Here is a 17,763-nt window from a genome sequence, read left to right as displayed (position 1 = left end):
AGGAGAATATAGTCTTGAAAAAAATTTCAAAAGTTGAATTCAATAATTTTAGAGCATTTAAAGGCAATGAAACTTTAGATTTTGAAAATGAAGCAGGTGAAATTGCGGACTTTATATGTATTTATGGACAGAATGGAATGGGAAAAACCTCTTTTTTTGATGGTATAGAGTGGTTTTCATATGGAGAAATACATAAATTTAAAGATAAAGATATAAGTAAAGAATTAAAAAAGTATAAGGGAAGCATATTAAAAAATAGAGGAGCAGGAGATGAAAATGCATACGTAAGAGTGATATTTTCTGATGGGAAAAGTGCTAAAAGGACAACATTAAATAGTAGTCGTTCTAATAATGATTATCTAAAAGGAAGTATTGTTCCCAAAACTTTCAAAAATATAATATCAGAAAATCAAATATTACCACATAGCAAAATTGATAATTTTGTTTATGCTACTAGTCCTATTGAAAAATATAAACAATGGGGAGATTTCTGGGATTTAGATGGAAAACAACGTGAATTATTTAATAAAGTTTATTTATTAAATAAGGCATGCAATAAAAAAGTTTCGGATTTAAAAATAGAAATAGAAAATATTAAAGAAGAGATAGAAGAGTTATCAATAATTGATGAAAAAATAGAAAACATAAATAATAATATATCTTTATATAATAAAATTTCAAACAATGAAGAAGAAATAAAATTAATAGAAAAACATAATAATAAGATAATAAATATTCCGGATAACAAAGAAATTGATAATAAAAAATCAAATTTAATAAGCTTAAAAGAGGATATTACATTAAAAAATAATAAAATTATATATTTAATAAAATTCCATAATGAATATTATAATGAAGAAAAAAAGCTTATTGATAAAAAAATAAACAAAATAGAGGTAGAATTATTTAAAAAAGCAAAGTTATATGAAGCTGGAGAGGGATGGCTTAATCAATATTTAGACCATAAAAGTTTAATATTTCAAATAAAAGAAAAAGATCAGATTTTAAAACTAAGTAAAATAAATTTAAATAGATTAATTGAAGAAAAAAATAGTATAAATGAAAATATAAAAGTAAATTTAGATTTGAATGATAAATTATTAAAAAATTCAGATTATATTTTTAATACTGCAATTAAAATAGAGAATTTTAAAAAAGAATTTATAGATTTAAGTAAAAGAAAAATTGAAATCAATAAGTATATACATGAAAATAAATTTTTGAAAGAAAAGTATTTGATATTAATAGATAATTTAGAAAATTTCAAATATAATAATCAAAAGATAGAATTTTATACTCATATATCTAGCCTTAGTTATGTTGAGGATGAAATTTATAAATATAAGAATATTTATGAAGTAAAATCTAATTATTTATATAAAGAAATAAATGAAATTGATAATAAAATTATTGAAAAAGAAAAAATGTATATTGAGTCTAAAAAAAATTATTCGAATTTAGAAGAGAGTTTAATAAAAATAAAAGATTATATATATATGAATAATAGTAAGACTTGTCCTGTATGTAAAACTGAATTTGGAAATGTAAATGAATTGATCTCAAAGATAAACTTAAATGATTATCAAAAAGTAACTGAGAAGATATATTTAGAATTAGAGGAATTAAAGAAATTAAAAAATTATAAAATTGATGAAAAATCTATAATGATTAAGAGTTGGAATCAAATATGTCAGAAAAAAATTGATGAAATAGCAAGTCAAATTACAGATAAATCTGATGAAATTTTAAAAAAAGAAAAATTACTTTTGGATATTGAAAATCAAATTATAACTATTAATGAGGAAATAAAAGAATTTAAGGAATACTTATTAAAATTCGGAGAGTATAAGGGAGATTTTTCTAGAAGTTCTTTAGAAGTTTGGATTAATAATCTAAAGGTAATCTATAATGAGAGATTACAAAAAGAAAATATAATATTAACAAAACTTATATGTGAAATAAATGATATTAAATTAAAAATTAACAAATTAGATAATGATATTAAATTACTATCTAATAAATATGATTCATTTATTGAAAATGATGAAAATAAAGAGTTGGTTATAATATTAAGTAATATATCTGATATTAATTGGAGTGTATTTAAAAAATATTATGAAGATTTAAAAGATGAACATAATTCCTATTTAGAAAGATTAGATTTAGTTAATTTGAAATTAGCACAATATACTGGGCTACCTATAGAAATTATGGATTATAAAATAGAAAATTATTTTAATATTGATGTGTATAAAGAGTATTATACACAAATTTATATTGATAATAACATTAGTTACAATAATATGATTTTTGACTTTAAGAAAAATAAAGATACAATAAAAAATTTAGAATTTAAAATTAATATATTAAATTATATAATAAATGAATCAAGTATAACTGAATATAATAGAAAGCATGATGAATTATATAAAGAGTTAAATAAAATAAAAAAAAGCCATGATAATTATAAAAAAAGTGAAAAGAAAATAAAAGAAATATTTACAGCTTTAAAAGTTAATTTAGAATTAAATATCGAAAAAGTTTTTGGAAGCAAAGTAATAAATCAAATATATAAAATTATAGAGCCTAATAAAGAATTTACGGAGTTAAAAAGTGAAGTAAACTTTAATGAAAATGATATACCGGAATTATATATAAAAGGGAAAAATTCTGAATTGGATAAAGAGATTATACCTGAATATTTCTTTAGCTCTGCACAGTTAAATACAGTTGCACTGAGTATTTTTTTTGCAGGAGCGTTATCATTACAGAATCTAAGAGTAAAGACAATATTTATAGACGATCCAGTAGGACACTTTGATGATATAAATGTTCTTGCATTCGTGGATTTGTTAAGAAATATAGTTAGGGAGGGACAATGGCAAATAGTTGTATCTACGCATGATGAATCATTTTATAATTTATTAAAAAACAAAATATCAAATGAATTTTATAACTCTAAATTTTTAAAGTTTTCATCTATTGGAAGAGTAAAGAATGATAATTTTAATTTATTAAAAAAATAAAAAATTTCACTATATTGATTATATGTGATTAATACAAGTGTGAAAAAATAAATTTTAAAGCATATATTATAGTATTGATATAGTCCAACTTAAGGTTGGACTTATTTAGTTTAAATAACTGTATAAAAAATTTCGGAATTCTAGGCACCAATATGGTGCCTAGTTTTTTTATTAAGGAGGAATATATATGAAAGTATTAAGTAGAAAAAGGTATTTTAATTATGATTTAAAAGATCTTTTAGGAATAATGAGGATTGATTTTTATAATGGGGAATTAGCAAATAAATGGAATCCTAAAAATTTTAAAAATATTGAAAAGATAAATATAAAAAAACTACAACAAGAATTAAATTATATTCAATTTGATGTATTAAATAATTATTCTAAAGTGATTGAATTATGTAGAGGTTATGGATATGAAAAAGAAACTTTACTTTATATTGATTTAGAAATTGGAAAGTATGTAATAAAACTAGTTCCTGTATTAGATAGTTATTCTTACATTTATGCATATATAAAAGATTTTTAAATTGAAATTGGAATTTTACAAGAGAAAACTGCAATTACAACGATTAAAAAAATAGTTATCATTTTAAATGTACAAGTAAAATAAAGGAGGAAAAAGTATGTATGAATAGTAAGAGTGGATATTATAGTGGAATTTATAAAGATATGATAGAAGTTCTTGGAGAAAAAATCACATTAGAAGTATATAAAAATTATAAAGGTCAACAAGTGACATTTCCTATGAGGCTATATTCAAAAGAATATATAATTAAATATTTAAAAGAAAATTATAATGGAAATAATATAAAACAATTATCAAGAGAATTAGGTTATACAGAAAGATGGATAAAACAAATTATAAATAAAAATTTAAAAAATAATAAAGCTTATTGAAGGGGGATTTTTTTTAAATGAAAATAGGAAATTTTGATTTTAATGTAAAACAAGTATCAGATGAGGAAAAAGAACTTAGAAAACAGGAAAGAAAACAAAGGCGTCATAGCAGAATAAAATATAGAATTATAGGAATAGGTATTTGTTTAATTGTGGTATTTATATTAGCTGGACTTGGAGTAATTGGAGATAACAAATCTAAAACAGATAAATTAGGTTTAAGAAGTAATCCAGGATATAAAGATGTAGTTCAAAATGGAGTTGATAAAGATAATCTAAGAGAAATAGCTGTTCATAACAAAAGCTTCTTAGAAAGTGTTCAAAAAGGAAATGTATTAGATTCATCATATACATTTGAAGAAGTGTTTAATGACTATTTTGTAAATCCTAAATGGAGAGCTTTCCATGATACTGAATCAGATGTAGATGTAGCAGAATTTACTGGTAAATGTACTTATGCTAATAAAGATGCAGATGTAGTTATACAAATGATAGTTGATCATGGACATGTATATTTTCCGTACATGAGTGTAAACAATGTAGAAATATCTCATGATGAAATAAATACATTTTTACATGATTCATTAAACACTTATATTCAAGATAATGTACATGGATAAAGTATAATTATATTAAATACATAGCTGTTAAAAGTATTTTAATAGAGTATACTTTAAATAAATATATTTGAAAGTAATAAATATGTTTATTTAGAGTTTAAAATTCAATAAAAAAATATATGTTTAAGAAAGTCAAGGATGTTAAACAAACATTCTTGGCTTTTTATTTTTAGGAGGGAAGTAAATTGAATATTGCATATATTAGAGTAAGTACAATAGAACAAAATGAAAGTAGGCAGTTAGAAGGTCTTAAAAAATATAATATAGATAAAATATTTGAAGAAAAAATATCTGCTAAAAATATGAGTAGACCTAAATTACAAGAAATGTTAGATTTTGCACGTGAAGGAGATAGTATATATATTTGGGATTTTAGTAGATTAGCACGTTCTACTAAAGATTTATTAGAAATTGTAGAAAAAATAAAAATAAAAGGAATAAATTTAATAAGTGTAAAAGAAAATTTAGATACTAATACAGCTACTGGAAAGTTAATGTTAACTATGATTGGAGCAATTAATGAATTTGAAAGAGCTAACCTTTTAGAAAGACAAAAGGAAGGAATCATTATAGCAAAACAAAAAGGAAAATATAAAGGAAGAAAAGAAATTAGTTATCCAGAAAACTGGAATGAGATTTATGGTAAATGGAAAAATAGAGAAATTACAGCTAATGAGGCTATGAAAAAATTAAATTTAAAAAGAAATACTTTTTATAAACTTATAAATAAATTTAGAAGTAGAGAGGAAGAAGTTAAAAATGGAAAATAAACATTCAAAAAGAATAGATATAGTATCATTAAAAATGGTTAAAGAAAAGAGCGTTCTGTATAAAAACAGATCAATAAATTCAGTTGAAGATGCAGTAAAATTATTTAAAGGATTTTTTTATGAGGCTGATAGGGAGATGCTTATAGTATGTTGCTTAAATACAAAAAATGAACCTAATTGTATTAATGTAGTAAGTATAGGGACTTTAAATTCATCATTAGTACATCCAAGAGAAGTATTTAAAGCATCTATATTAAGTAATTCTAATTCCATAATATTAGCACATAATCATCCATCAGGAGGTATTAATCCATCTAATGAAGATATAAATGTTACTAAAAGAATATATGAATCAGGTAGTATATTGGGAATAAAGCTATTGGATCATATAATAATTAGTGATGATAATTATAGTAGTCTTAAAGAAAAAGGGATTATATAAAAATATAATTTATAAAATATTTACACACCTCTTCTTGTAAATGTTTACAAATAAAGATATTCTATTTTTAGGTATTTTAAAAATAAGAGGAGAGAATTTTTATGGGAAATTATATAAAAAATGAAAAATTTAATTACACTATTAATGATTTTATAGAAGAATTTGGTGGTAAAAAAAATGAAACAGGAGAAAAATAAGAGAAACATTAAAATATTTTAAAATAGATAGAGGATTCTTTCATAATGATAAAAATAATAATTCAACAAGATATGATATACCTTATGAATTTGTGGATATATTAAATTGTATGATAAAAGCTTATGAATTAAGCATAACAAAAGGTAAAAAGTTTCCTAAAAATAAAAAAACATTAAAAATGGATGAAATAATAAATTATAATAAAAAACTTTTTGATGAAATAGAGAAACTTCCAGATTATATAAAATATAATATAAAAAAAGATAGTTCATATAAATATAATTATAAGTTCAATGAATTAAGTAAAATATTAATTGAAAAGTTATCCGTATTATTTTCAATAATTATGTTAAGGAGTAATGTTGAAGCTGGAAATATATTAGATGAATTAATTAAAAACATAGATATATTGATATATAGATATTTTGATGATTATATTTTTAAAAAATATTTAATGAATGAAAATATAAAGCAAATTAATTTGGATGAAGATTTTAATATAAATTTTAAAAATAGATCTAAATATTCATTAGAATCTGCATTAAAAAATGAATTTGATGATTTGAAAATTAAATGGGAATATAAGAGTCGCAAAACTATAGAGAAAAATAAATCAGATGTTATTGAATATGATATAGAATATATAAAAAATAAAAATATTTTTGGTTTTAAGGATTATATATTAAATATTAATTTAAAAAATAATAATAATGATTTAGAGAGTGAAATAAATAATATTTTTAGGGATATAGATAAAGGTATAATAAATGATAATAAAAGTTTATATAGACATATTTCAAAATTAGATAATGAGTATGTAAAAAGAAAATTACATAAACAATTTTTATTATATTTATTAAGTTTAGATAAAAATGAAGTTATAAGTATAGAAAAATATTATAAAGAATTTAAAAATAATACAAAATTACTATCTTTTAGAAATAATTATAATAAAGAAATATTTATAATTAATGTATTGCAACATTTTCATAAAGAAATGTTTTTAATTGTAGATGAAAATAAATATAATATAGAAATAGATGAAAATTTAATGAATCGATGCAAAAAGAATTTTTTTAAAAATTGTGAAAATAATGTTCAAAAGAATCTTATAATAGTTTTTGTGGAATATAACTTAGAAGATATCTTTGAATTTTCATGTGGTTACTCTGATATGTTGATTAAAGGAAAGGGTGAAAAAGATATAGGACGATTATATAAGGAATATATTGATTTATTACTTCCTAAATTAATTGAGTTAGAGAAAGAATTTGTAAATGATTTAAATCAAAATGGCTCTCAAGTTGAGATAGAACATATTTTAAATAATGCATTAGGAGAAATGATGTTTTCTAGATTGAGAAAAGAATATTTAGAAAATGATTATTAAAAATATATTTTAGGATTATCTTTTAAGAAATTAAAAGATAATCTTTTTTTATGTATAAAAAAAGTATAAAAAAAGTATAAAAATTTTCAGGTGAAAAACTCACTTATATAAATAGATTAAATATTTAAAAATATAAGTTGTATAGCAAGAAGTAGAAAGAATTTAGATGTTTTTTAAATTCTTCAAGTTGAAAAAATTTTTATTAACTTGAAGTTGAAAAATTTCATATAAAATATCTTAAGATAAATTTAGAAGTTGCAACTCCTAAAAAAAATTAAGAATAGGAGAATTTAATATGGAAAGAAATAAAAATAGTGAATTAGAAACCCCAATAAATATTTTGAGTAAAAATAAAAAAAGTAGTGAATTAACAATAGAAGATAGTCCAATAACAATGATAAATGAAGATAATAGATTAATGAATGAAATGATAAATAATGATGAGAAAATAAACTTAAATAACTATGAAGAAAAAAATGAGGTTAGATCAGTAGTAAGATATACTAATAAAAATAATTATAGTAATAATGAAGAAAAACTAGAATGTCCTATAAAAGTTTTTTGGGATATAGTTGTTGCAGAAAATGGACACTTATATTTAAATACTCCTAATGGACAGCTAGATATATGTAATTTTAATGTGAAAGTAGAAAAAATAATAGTTGAGGATGATGGAAGTAATAAAAGCAAAAAATATAAACTAAGATGTATATTAGAAAATAGAATAGAAGAGAGAACAATAATATTAGAACCAATTGACTTAAATGATAGCAATTGGATAAAAAATAAACTTGGAATTAAATATTATCTTGGAGCAGATTGCAAGACGTACAAATATTTGGATAGATATATTTCAGAATCAGCTAAGTTTGTTAAAGAGGAAATAGAATATAAGCAAGTTGGATGGAGAAATATAAATGGTAAGTATGTTTATTTACATGGAAGAGGGGCAATTGGTTGCAATGATATTAATATACATGGAGATAGAAAGTATAATATAGAAATTGATAATAGATATTCAAATTTTGAAGATATTTTATTATTAACTAAAATATGTAGAAATGACGAAAAATCAATTTTTATGTTTGTATATTCACATCTTTCTGTTTTAAAAGAGTTATTTTCTTTAGCAGGAGCTGAACCTAAATTTGTATTATGGATTTATGGACTTACAGGTTCTATGAAAACATCTGTATCAAAAATATTTTTCAATTTATTTAATAGAGGAAAAGATATGAAAATATCAGCAACATTTAAAGATACTCAAGCAGCTTTAGAATTAAAGGCTTTTGAACATAAAGATTGTTCTCTTTTAATTGATGATTACCATCCTTCATCTTCATATATAGAGAAAAAGGATATGGAGTCAAAGGCTTCAAATATTTTAAGAATGTATGGTGATGGAATAAGTAAGGGAAGATCTAACAAATATATGCAAAAACAAAAAGTATATCCACCAAGAGGACTTTGTGTAATTACAGGTGAGGATCTTATAGGTGGAGAATCAACAATAGCTAGATATGTTGGCATTGAAGTTAATCGTGAAGAATTTGATAAAACAATATTAAGTTTTCATCAAGGAAATCCTTTAATATTTTCAACATATATGAATTATTTTATAGAATGGGTTTCATATAATTTTGAAGATATTACTAAGTATATAGAAAAGAAGTTTTATGAAATAAGAACTTATTATACAAATAAATTTAATCACCCAAGATTAGGAGAAGTATATTCAATATTAAATATAACTGTAAATATAATTTTTATATATTTTGAAGATTTAAATTATAGTAGTGAAATTTTAAAAAAAGAAGAGTGGTTATATAAACTAGCTAATGTTATTAGAGAGCATGAAAAAAATAATCTTAATGAAGATCCGGCAATTATGTATTTGATAGCATTAAAAGAATTGATTTATAGTGGACAAGTTAAAGTAAATAGTATAAAAGATGACAACAAAAATAATTACTTTATTGGATATGAAGATGAAGAAAAATATTATTTAATACCTAAAATAGCTTTTGAAAAAATAAAGAAATTTTGGAAAGGTCTTGACAAGGAATTTCCAGTAGGAGAAACAGCTGTTAATAAAGCTTTAGAAAAAATTAATGCTATAGAAGTTTCAAAAGAGAGAAATTCAGGAAAAGAAACTATAAGAAGAACAAAGAAAATAAAAATAGGTAATAAAAGTATTAGAGTTTTAGTTGTATATAAAAGTATATATAATAAATTGGATTCTATTTAGTGGGAAATTGGGGAATAAACCCTAAACTATAGTAATATAGTTAATTAAGGACTTTAGTAGTTAATTAAAAGTGGGAATTAAAATGGGAACAATAAATTTAAGGAGGACAGTAAAATGGATAATATATTTCAATATGTATCAAAAGAAAATTATGAAAAAATGTGCAAAACTTTATCTGATGGAGATTTAAAGAACATATATAATTCAAATGGAATTGAGATAGATTTAAAAAAGATAGGGAAAAAGATATATAAATTCATATCAATATATGGTCAAGATGATGTTAATAGGTGCATAGAAAATATGTATGAAAGAAGAAATCATTAATTTTTCAATAAATAAGTATGCCACATGGCATACTTATTTTAATAACAAAAGAGGTGAATTAAATGTTAAGAGTAGCTTGTTTAGCTAGAGTTAGCACTATGGATCAACATTCATCTATAGAAAATCAAAAAGAATTATTTGAAAATTGGATAAAGAGAAATAAAGGATATTTAATAGAAAAAATATATATTGATGAAGGAATAAGTGGAGCTAAAGGATATAAAAGAAAACAGTGGCTTAAGATGTTAGAGGATGGGAAAAATAAGAAATTTGATGTCTTAATTGCAAAATCATACTCAAGATTTGGAAGGAATCAAAGGGAAACGTTAGCAGCAATTTCTACTTTAAGAGAAAATGGTATAAGAGTAATATTTTTAGAAGATAATTTAGATAGTAAAATAGATGCTAATAAGTTTGGATTATTTGCATGGCTTGCAGAACAAGAAGCTCAAAAAACTTCTGAAAGAATAAAAATGGTTTGGGATTCTTATAATCAAGAAGGAAAGATCCATGTATGCTTAGCACCTTATGGATATAATTATGATGTTGATAAAAAGAATTTTATAATTAATGAAGAGGAAGCAATTATAGTAAAAAAGATATTTAATTTATATATACAAGGAAATGGTTTCAATAAAATAGCGAAAATTTTATATGAAGATAAAGTGAAAACTAAAAGAGGGGGAAAATGGACTGCACAAACTGTAAGAAAAATTTTAATTAATGATTTTTATATAGGTATTTTAACACAAGGAAAGACAAGAACATTAGATGTTACAATGGATACTAAAATGAAAGTAGCAGAAGAAGATTGGTACAAGCATTTTGATAATCATAAAGAAATTATATCAGAAGAGCTTTTTAATAAAGTTCAAGATGAAGTTAAGAGAAGAAGTTCTAAATTGAAGAGTTATAGTAATGGTAAAAGAAGTAGATATAGTAATAAGGCACTATTTAGTAACATTTTAGAGTGTGGAAATTGTGGATCAACTATGACAATAAAAAGAAAAAAATCATTAAAAAATTTAAAGCCATATTATCAGTGTATAGATTATGATATGTATGGAAAAGTTAGATGTAATCATTCCTCAAATTTCATATGGGAAGATACATTAATAGATTATATAAAAAATAAATTAGATTCTTTAGTGAAAAATAATTATAGAAAGCTTAAAGAAAAGTTAAAAGAACAAAATAAAGTAGATGATAATAAAATTTTATTAGAAGAGTTAGAAAGTTTAGCTAAACAAATAAAAAAATATACTAACCTTTCTAATAAGTTATTAGAGAGTTATACAAATAGTATAATAAATGAAAACCAATATAGGTTACAAAATAAATCAATAGGAGATAACTTAGATAATTTAGTTAAAAGAAAAGAGAAAATAGAAGGTAAGTTAAATAAAAAGGATAATTCTAAGGAAGAGGAAAAAGAACTTATAGGAGGCATAGATGATTTATTAGATACACCTATAGATAAATGGAATAATTCAATGATGAAATCTATAATAGAAAAAATAGTTATATATATTGATGGAACTATATGTATAGATTTTAAATATATAAAAAGTATGTAAGAGGAAGAATTAAATTTCTTCCTCTTCTAAAATATATAAAGAAAATAATTATATAATATGGAATTTTACAAGAGAAAATACCAATTACAAATATGAAAAAATATATTATTTTAAACATAAAGAAATCAAAAAAAGTTAAAGTTATTTATAAATGGTAAATATATATTAACTAGTAAAATTATTTCAAAGTTGTATAATAAAAATATATAAATTAAGGGGGATAAGTTTTATGAAAAAGAAATACATAATTCCTATAGTTATTTTAGTTATAGCTATTATAGGAGTAGGATCATTTTTTATTTATAAAAACTCAGGAGTTAATAAGGAAATAGATAAAGGAATTGAATTAATGACACAGAAAGAATATCAAAAATCAATAGCTTGTTTTGATTTAGTGTTAGATGATAAACCAAACAATGAAAAAGCATTACAATTAAAAGGTATGATTAATAATTATTTAGACTCAAAAGATCTTTTTGATAAAGGAGATCTTGATGAAGCAAATAAAAAAATAAACGAAATAAATAATGAATATTCAAATTATAATGGATTTAAAGATGATGTAAATAGTTTAAAAGATAAAATAAATAAAGCAATTAAAAATAGCAAAGAAATAAATGATAACTTAGATAAAATAAGAGATCAAATAAATAAGAAGAATTATCAAGATGCAAAAGGTTTAATTGAAAAATTACAAAAAAGTGATTTAAATAAAAATCAAAAACAGCAATTAGAAGATTTGAAAGGTAGAGTAAATTCTGAACTTAGTAAATCAGAAGAAAAAAGTGGTTCAACAGGTTATTTAGGAGATGCAGCTGTTGATAAGAAAAACTATTTAAATAAATTAAATACAATAAAAGAGCAAACAGAAGGTAGTGTTACTGGAGAAACAAATCCTGAAATGCAAAACCAAGCTATGGATATATATAATCAATGGGATAATGAATTAAATGATATATATGGAACTTTAAAAGCTAAGTTACCTAAAGATAAATTTAAAATATTAGAAAGAGATGAAATAAAATGGATAAAAGAAAGAGATGAAAAAGCAGAAAAAGTAAGAGCAGGATATAATGGAGCGAGAATGGCATCTTTTGATTATAGAATGACTTTAGCACATGAAACTGAAAAAAGATGTTATGAATTAGTAAATAAGTATATGAATTAAAATTTATTATATATAGAACCTTAATTATAAACAAAGAAACTGCTACATGTATAGGACTTTCAGCAGTTAAATTATTAAAAAAAGATAGAGATGCAGTAATGATAGTTTTACCATCAGATCACTATATAGAAAATGAAAAAGAATATATAGAGACTCTTGCCCAAGCTGTTGAATTAGCAAATAGGAGAAGATGTATAGTAACCTTAGGGATATATCCAACAAGACCAGAAACTGGTTACGGATATATTGAAATGGGCAATAAAATTAATGGCAATAGACCAGCATATAAGGTAGCTAGATTTACTGAAAAACCTAATATGGAAGTTGCAAAGGATTTTATATATAAAGGAACTTATTTGTGGAATTCTGGAATGTTTATATTTAGAGCTGATGTAATAATAAGGGAAATAGAAAAATATCTTCCATTAATGCATAAGCCTTTAATGGAAATATATAAGTATATAGGAGAAGAAAATGAAGAAGAAGTAATAAAGGAACAATATAAGCTTATAGATGGTATATCCATAGATTTTGGAGTTATGCAAAAAACTAGAAAAGCTTATGTTATAAAGTGTGATTTTACATGGGATGATATAGGTAGTTTTAGTGCTTTAAGTAGATTTTTAGAGAAACAAAATAGTAATTCAGTATCTGAAAATGTATATTTAGAAGAATGTGAGAATTGTTCTGTATTTGGTAAAAAAAGCTTAATAATAGGATTAGGTGTAAAAGATATTGTGATAGTTGATGCAGGTGATGTATTGCTTGTTATGAATAGGGAAAAAGATCAGGAAATAAAACATCTTTTAAATAAACTTGAAGGCAAAAAAGATTATAAAAAGTATTTATAAAATATAAAAGAAGGTATAAAAGCCTTCTTTTATTTATGTAATTTAAAATGGATATAAAGTTTATAAATACATAATAAAAATGTTTTGAAAAATGGTTATTTATATTATAAAATTATTTTACAATGTAATTTAATTACATAAAATTTTAAGGGTATGGGAGAAGAAAAGATGGGGAAATTATTTTTATTTGTATTCTTAGTAGGAATATTTATAGTAAACTTATTAATTAATATAAATAATGATTCAGTTTACTTAAACAAAAATATATAAGAGATGATAATTGTTTTTAGAGCGAAGATTCATATTTAACTCATTTGAATCTTCGCTTTTTGTTTTATAAATGTAAATTAATGAAAATTATAAACCAATAATTTGAAAAATATTTTCTTTAAGTGAAAATATTTTTTAAAAAACTATTGAAAAATATTAAGAAAATGATTACAATGTAAATATAAAAGAAAAAAATTTTCAGAAAAGGTGATTAGATGTTAGATGTAGTTAAGGGGAAATTAATAGTATCTTGCCAGGCGTTAGTGGACGAGCCTTTACATAGTTCGTTTATTATGGGAAGAATGGCTAAGGCTGCAAAAGAAGGTGGGGCAGTAGGTATAAGAGCACAAGGAGTTAATGATATTAATGAAATAAAAAAGGTAACAGGGCTACCTGTTATTGGAATAATTAAAGTAAACTATAATGACTCAGATATTTATATAACACCTACTAAAAAAGAAATCGATGATCTTCTTACCACTGAATGTGAAATGATAGCATTAGATGCAACGGGAAGAAGAAGACCAAATGATGAAAAACTTAAGGATTTAGTAGATTATATACATGAAAATAATAGATTAGCTATGGCAGATATATCAACATTAGAAGAAGGTGTAGAAGCAGAAAAACTTGGATTTGATTGTGTTTCAACAACACTTTCTGGATATACACCATATTCAACACAAAGTGATGAAGCAGACTTTGAATTATTAAAGAAGTTGGTAAAAACAGTAAATATTCCTGTTATTTGTGAAGGGAAAATAAATACACCAGAAGATTTGAGACAAGCTTTTGATTTAGGAGCACACTCAGCTGTAGTTGGCGGTGCAATAACAAGACCGCAACAAATAACTAGAAGATTTACAAATGTTTTAAAATAAATAATTTTAAAAAGGTTTTATTGGGAGGTTTTATATTATGAAAGGTATTTATTCAGCTTTATTAGTTTCATTCGATAAGGAAGGAAATATAAATGAAAAGGGATTAAGAGAAATAATTAGACATAATATTGATGTATGTAAAATTGATGGTCTTTATGTTGGGGGAAGTACTGGTGAAAACTTTATGCTTTCAACTGATGAAAAGAAAAGAATATTTGAAATAGCTATGGATGAAGCGAAAGGACAAGTTAAACTGATTGCTCAGGTAGGTTCAGTTAATTTAAAGGAAGCAGTTGAACTTGCAAAATTTACAACTGACTTAGGATATGACGCAATATCAGCAGTTACACCATTCTATTATAAATTTGATTTCAAGGAAATTAAACATTATTATGAAACAATAATAAATTCAGTTGATAATAAACTTATTATATATTCAATACCATTTTTAACAGGTGTAAATATGTCAATAGATCAATTTGCAGAGCTTTTTGAAAATGAGAAGATAATAGGTGTTAAATTCACAGCAGCAGACTTCTATTTATTAGAGCGTATGAGAAAGGCATTCCCAGATAAATTAATTTTTGCAGGATTTGATGAGATGATGTTGCCAGCAACAGTATTAGGAGTTGATGGGGCTATAGGTTCAACATTTAATGTTAATGGAGTTCGTGCAAGACAAATTTTTGAAGCTGCACAAAAGGGTGATATAAAAACTGCATTAGAAGTTCAACATGTAACTAATGATTTAATTACAGATATATTAAATAATGGATTATATCAAACAATTAAATTAATTTTACAAGAGCAAGGTGTAGATGCAGGATATTGCAGACAACCAATGAAAGAAGCAACAGAAGAAATGATTGAAAAGGCAAAGGAAATAAATAAGAAATACTTTTAATTTTTAGTAATTAAAATAAAACTTCATAACTTAACTAATTAATTAGTTAAGTTATGAAGTCAAAAAAGTAAAAGGGGAGAAAATGAGATGCAAGGTTTTACAAAGATTGACTTAGTTGTTTTAGTTGTTTATTTAGGACTTGTGTTATTTGCTGGATTAAAGTTTTCAAAGAAAGAAATGAAAGGAAAGGAATTCTTTAGAGGTGATGGAACAATTCCTTGGTGGGTTACTTCAGTTTCAATATTTGCAACTCTTTTAAGTCCAATTTCATTTTTATCTTTAGCAGGTAACTCTTATAAAGGTACATGGATAATGTGGTTTGCTCAATTAGGTATGTTTGTAGCTGTACCGCTTACAATAAGATATTTCTTACCAGTTTATAGTAGATTAGATATTGATACAGCGTATGAATATTTAGAAATAAGATATAAAGATAAAGGGCTTAGAATTCTTGGTGCTATAATGTTTATTATTTATCAAGTTGGACGTATGGCAATAATTATGTATTTACCATCAATGGTTTTAGCTAATCTTACAGGAATAAACGTTAATGTACTTATCATTGCAATGGGTGTTATTGCAATAATTTATTCATACACAGGTGGATTAAAGTCAGTATTATGGACAGATTTTATTCAAGGTTGTGTACTTATAGCAGGTATTATATTTTCATTAATATTCTTAGTTTCAACAATTAACGGTGGTTTTGGAGCAGTTATGGGAGAATTAACTGAAGGTGGAAAATTCTTAGCTTCAAATGAACCAATATTCGATCCAAATATATTAAAGACAAGTGTATTCTTATTAATTGTTGGTGGAGGTTTAAATACTTTTTCATCATATATTTCAAGTCAAGATATAGTGCAAAGGTTTACAACAACTACTGATATAAAACAATTAAAGAAAATGACTTATGGAAACTTAATTTTATCATTAGTAGTAGCAACTATATTCTATTTAATTGGAACAGCATTATTTGTATTCTATAAACAAAATCCTGAATTATTACAAACAGCTCAACAAGATCAAATATTTGCTTCATATATAGCATATCAATTACCTGTTGGTATTACTGGTATTGTACTTGCAGCAATTTATGCAGCAGCTCAATCAACACTTTCAACTGGATTAAACTCAGTTGCAACAAGCTGGACTTTAGATATTCAAAAATATATATCAAAAGATATGTCAATGGAAAAACAAACAAAGCTTGCTCAATATATATCACTTGGTGTTGGTATAGCTTCAATAGGTATGTCAATTATGCTTGCAAATGGAGGAGTTAAATCAGCTTATGAATGGTTTAATGGATTTATGGGACTTGTACTTGGAGTTTTAGCAGGAATATTTGTATTAGGTATATTCTTTAGAAAAGCAACAAAAGCAGGAGCGTATGCTGGATTTATAGCATCAGCAGTAGCTGTTGTAGTATGTAAATACGGTGGATTTGATGTAAGTATATGGTCATATTCAATTATTTCAATTGGTGTATCTGTAATAGTTGGAATGATAGTATCATTAATGACTCAATCACAAGTTGTTGATGAAAAAACTCAAAGAGAAGCTACAGTTTACTATAAAGAAAAGGATAAAGAAGAAAAAAATAGAGAAGCAGCTTTATCATAAATTTAAATTTAATTTCTTTATATTTAGGAGGAAATGAAATGATATTCGGAAATTTAAAGGATATAGAAAGATATGGATTTTTAGAAAATCTTGTTAAGGAAGCACTATTACATGCTAAAGAGAATAATGTTATAAATTATGAGGCTGGTAGTCATGAAATTGATGGAAAAAAACTTTTCTTAAATAGAGTTAATTATACTACCAAAAATAAAGAAGAGAGATTTTGGGAAGGACATAAAAAATATATAGATGTTCATGTAGTGTTTGAGGGAAAAGAAAGAATAAATTTAAATTTTAAAGATAATTTAAGTTTTAAAAAGTATGTTGAAGAAGACGATTTCCTTGAATTTGAAGGAGATGAGAATTCTACAGTAGTTCTTGAAAAAGATGACTTTTTAATATGCTATCCAGAGGATATTCATATGACCTGTTTAAAAGCAGATGAAAAAGAAAGCAATGTTAAAAAGGCAATTTATAAGGTGATATTATAAGTTTAAATATTTAGGTCTTTATATACCCTGTAGCACGTTAAAGTGCTATAGGGTATTAAGCTATTTAAAATTAA

At 23.6% G+C, this 17,763-nt stretch carries 15 protein-coding genes and 1 pseudogene; all 16 read left to right on the top strand.

The genetic code is table 11. The annotated features are described in order from the left end of the window. Positions 1-14: 14 nt before the first annotated feature. The 16 genes and pseudogenes from AC4FQW_RS09690 (at position 15) to AC4FQW_RS09615 (ending at position 17,689) form a co-directional block, all read left to right on the top strand. Positions 15-3,026: an AAA family ATPase gene (locus AC4FQW_RS09690; protein ID WP_491148809.1), complete on the top strand. Its 3,012-nt coding sequence runs from the start codon at positions 15-17 to the stop codon at positions 3,024-3,026. Between the two features lie 187 nt (positions 3,027-3,213). Continuing rightward, positions 3,214-3,555 (top strand): hypothetical protein, encoded by a 342-nt coding sequence (locus AC4FQW_RS09685; protein ID WP_491148807.1) that lies wholly within the window; start codon positions 3,214-3,216, stop codon positions 3,553-3,555. Positions 3,556-3,656: 101 nt separating this feature from the next. Beyond that, the gene (locus AC4FQW_RS09680; protein WP_491148805.1) at positions 3,657-3,926 is read left to right on the top strand and encodes a Mor transcription activator family protein; all 270 of its coding nucleotides are present in this window, start codon (positions 3,657-3,659) and stop codon (positions 3,924-3,926) included. A 17-nt stretch (positions 3,927-3,943) separates the two neighbouring features. After that, complete coding sequence (locus AC4FQW_RS09675) at positions 3,944-4,546, top strand: hypothetical protein (RefSeq protein ID WP_491148803.1); 603 nt, start codon at positions 3,944-3,946, stop codon at positions 4,544-4,546. A gap of 185 nt (positions 4,547-4,731) precedes the next feature. Next, complete coding sequence (locus AC4FQW_RS09670; RefSeq protein ID WP_491148801.1) at positions 4,732-5,316, top strand: recombinase family protein; 585 nt, start codon at positions 4,732-4,734, stop codon at positions 5,314-5,316. Next, positions 5,306-5,758 (top strand): JAB domain-containing protein, encoded by a 453-nt coding sequence (locus tag AC4FQW_RS09665; protein ID WP_491148799.1) that lies wholly within the window; start codon positions 5,306-5,308, stop codon positions 5,756-5,758. Before AC4FQW_RS09670 ends, AC4FQW_RS09665 begins: the two co-directional genes overlap by 11 nt. Positions 5,759-6,047: 289 nt before the next feature. After that, complete coding sequence (locus AC4FQW_RS09660) at positions 6,048-7,346, top strand: hypothetical protein (RefSeq protein ID WP_491148797.1); 1,299 nt, start codon at positions 6,048-6,050, stop codon at positions 7,344-7,346. A gap of 295 nt (positions 7,347-7,641) precedes the next feature. Continuing rightward, complete coding sequence (locus tag AC4FQW_RS09655) at positions 7,642-9,594, top strand: DUF927 domain-containing protein (protein ID WP_491148795.1); 1,953 nt, start codon at positions 7,642-7,644, stop codon at positions 9,592-9,594. A gap of 114 nt (positions 9,595-9,708) precedes the next feature. Continuing rightward, the gene (locus tag AC4FQW_RS09650; protein WP_491148793.1) at positions 9,709-9,921 is read left to right on the top strand and encodes a hypothetical protein; all 213 of its coding nucleotides are present in this window, start codon (positions 9,709-9,711) and stop codon (positions 9,919-9,921) included. 62 nt (positions 9,922-9,983) lie between these two features. After that, positions 9,984-11,498, top strand: coding sequence for a recombinase family protein (locus AC4FQW_RS09645; protein ID WP_491148791.1), 1,515 nt, complete (start codon positions 9,984-9,986; stop codon positions 11,496-11,498). A 229-nt stretch (positions 11,499-11,727) separates the two neighbouring features. Then, positions 11,728-12,666, top strand: a complete 939-nt coding sequence (locus AC4FQW_RS09640) for a lysozyme inhibitor LprI family protein (protein ID WP_491148789.1) — start codon at positions 11,728-11,730, stop codon at positions 12,664-12,666. Positions 12,667-12,695: 29 nt separating this feature from the next. Beyond that, positions 12,696-13,517, top strand: a pseudogene (locus AC4FQW_RS09635) (mannose-1-phosphate guanylyltransferase); the annotation flags it as partial. A 485-nt stretch (positions 13,518-14,002) separates the two neighbouring features. Then, entirely contained in the window at positions 14,003-14,668 is a 666-nt protein-coding gene (locus AC4FQW_RS09630) for an N-acetylmannosamine-6-phosphate 2-epimerase (RefSeq protein ID WP_491148787.1), read from the top strand. A gap of 37 nt (positions 14,669-14,705) precedes the next feature. Beyond that, on the top strand, positions 14,706-15,572 hold the full coding sequence (locus tag AC4FQW_RS09625; protein WP_491148785.1) for an N-acetylneuraminate lyase: 867 nt from the start codon (positions 14,706-14,708) through the stop codon (positions 15,570-15,572). 87 nt (positions 15,573-15,659) lie between these two features. Continuing rightward, positions 15,660-17,198, top strand: coding sequence for a sodium:solute symporter family protein (locus tag AC4FQW_RS09620; RefSeq protein ID WP_303129822.1), 1,539 nt, complete (start codon positions 15,660-15,662; stop codon positions 17,196-17,198). Positions 17,199-17,236: 38 nt separating this feature from the next. Continuing rightward, the gene (locus AC4FQW_RS09615) at positions 17,237-17,689 is read left to right on the top strand and encodes a NanQ anomerase/TabA/YiaL family protein (protein WP_303129820.1); all 453 of its coding nucleotides are present in this window, start codon (positions 17,237-17,239) and stop codon (positions 17,687-17,689) included. Positions 17,690-17,763: the final 74 nt, after the last annotated feature.

It is taken from the genome of Clostridium sp. TJA085, from assembly GCF_058310235.1.
This window is presented reverse-complemented; position numbering and strand designations above follow the sequence as displayed.

What these genes read in the sequence shown, in the direction of transcription:
- AC4FQW_RS09685 (WP_491148807.1), top strand. Translation starts at nt 3,214, where the DNA reads ATGAAAGTATTAAGTAGAAAAAGGTATTTTAATTATGATTTAAAAGAT.
- AC4FQW_RS09630 (WP_491148787.1), top strand. Translation starts at nt 14,003, where the DNA reads ATGTTAGATGTAGTTAAGGGGAAATTAATAGTATCTTGCCAGGCGTTA.
- AC4FQW_RS09650 (WP_491148793.1), top strand. Translation starts at nt 9,709, where the DNA reads ATGGATAATATATTTCAATATGTATCAAAAGAAAATTATGAAAAAATG.
- AC4FQW_RS09675 (WP_491148803.1), top strand. Translation starts at nt 3,944, where the DNA reads ATGAAAATAGGAAATTTTGATTTTAATGTAAAACAAGTATCAGATGAG.
- AC4FQW_RS09655 (WP_491148795.1), top strand. Translation starts at nt 7,642, where the DNA reads ATGGAAAGAAATAAAAATAGTGAATTAGAAACCCCAATAAATATTTTG.
- AC4FQW_RS09680 (WP_491148805.1), top strand. Translation starts at nt 3,657, where the DNA reads ATGAATAGTAAGAGTGGATATTATAGTGGAATTTATAAAGATATGATA.
- AC4FQW_RS09645 (WP_491148791.1), top strand. Translation starts at nt 9,984, where the DNA reads ATGTTAAGAGTAGCTTGTTTAGCTAGAGTTAGCACTATGGATCAACAT.
- AC4FQW_RS09640 (WP_491148789.1), top strand. Translation starts at nt 11,728, where the DNA reads ATGAAAAAGAAATACATAATTCCTATAGTTATTTTAGTTATAGCTATT.
- AC4FQW_RS09665 (WP_491148799.1), top strand. Translation starts at nt 5,306, where the DNA reads ATGGAAAATAAACATTCAAAAAGAATAGATATAGTATCATTAAAAATG.
- AC4FQW_RS09625 (WP_491148785.1), top strand. Translation starts at nt 14,706, where the DNA reads ATGAAAGGTATTTATTCAGCTTTATTAGTTTCATTCGATAAGGAAGGA.
- AC4FQW_RS09620 (WP_303129822.1), top strand. Translation starts at nt 15,660, where the DNA reads ATGCAAGGTTTTACAAAGATTGACTTAGTTGTTTTAGTTGTTTATTTA.
- AC4FQW_RS09615 (WP_303129820.1), top strand. Translation starts at nt 17,237, where the DNA reads ATGATATTCGGAAATTTAAAGGATATAGAAAGATATGGATTTTTAGAA.